This is a genomic window from Arthrobacter sp. E3, from assembly GCF_017353415.1.
Lineage (GTDB): Bacteria > Actinomycetota > Actinomycetes > Actinomycetales > Micrococcaceae > Specibacter.
Map to the genome: position 1 here is coordinate 1 of NZ_JAFMPX010000088.1, position 979 is coordinate 979.

General features: G+C 52.6%; 1 protein-coding gene and 1 rRNA gene. One reads left to right on the plus strand and one right to left on the minus strand.

Features of this window, described 5'->3' with window-relative positions; all coding sequences use genetic code 11:
- Positions 1 to 409, plus strand: a 16S ribosomal RNA gene (locus JMA46_RS16740); the annotation flags it as partial.
- 325 nt (positions 410 to 734) lie between these two features.
- Here the strand turns inward: JMA46_RS16740 and JMA46_RS16745 are convergent.
- A partial coding sequence (locus tag JMA46_RS16745) for a hypothetical protein (protein ID WP_207346480.1) occupies positions 735 to 979 on the minus strand: 245 nt, incomplete at its 5' end.

Here is a 979-nt window from a genome sequence, read left to right on the forward strand (position 1 = left end):
GTGGTGGGGACTCATAGGAGACTGCCGGGGTCAACTCGGAGGAAGGTGAGGACGACGTCAAATCATCATGCCCCTTATGTCTTGGGCTTCACGCATGCTACAATGGCCGGTACAATGGGTTGCGATACTGTGAGGTGGAGCTAATCCCAAAAAGCCGGTCTCAGTTCGGATTGGGGTCTGCAACTCGACCCCATGAAGTCGGAGTCGCTAGTAATCGCAGATCAGCAACGCTGCGGTGAATACGTTCCCGGGCCTTGTACACACCGCCCGTCAAGTCACGAAAGTTGGTAACACCCGAAGCCCATGGCCCAACCCGTAAGGGAGGGAGTGGTCGAAGGTGGGACTGGCGATTGGGACTAAGTCGTAACAAGGTAGCCGTACCGGAAGGTGCGGCTGGATCACCTCCTTTCTAAGGAGCACCAAACACCACAACAATCACCGCATGGTGATCACTTGGTGGTGTGAGGAGTAAAGACTCGTTGCCAGGACGCATGTTTCTGGGCGAGTTGCTCAAGGGTGGAATATCAATAAAATAGTCGATGATCGATATCTGGCGACCTGGCTTGAGTACAACGAATCTTTTGGGGTTCGTGGGGAAAGAGCCGTGCAGGGTTGTTCGGGTGTGTGGTTGTTATGCGTTTGGCACGCTATTGGGTCCTGGAACAACAAACGGCCCCCCTTTTCGTCCTGTCTCTGTGACGGGGTGTGGGGGGTTGGTGTTGGTCCTGGTTTTCCTACACATGACCGTCCTTGTTGGTGGTGCTGGTTTTCGTGGTCTTGTCCCTGTTTTTTGTGGGGTGGGGTTGTGGGGGTTGGTGCTGTTGCTGGGTTGGTGTGTGGTGGGGTTGTTGTTTGAGAACTACATAGTGAACGCGAGCATCTTTATAGAGAAAGCAATTTCTTTTGAGTATGTTTGAACCTGGATCTGACACTGCTTTGTTGTGGTGTTGGTTTTCATGGTTCTCTCGAAAAATGAGTG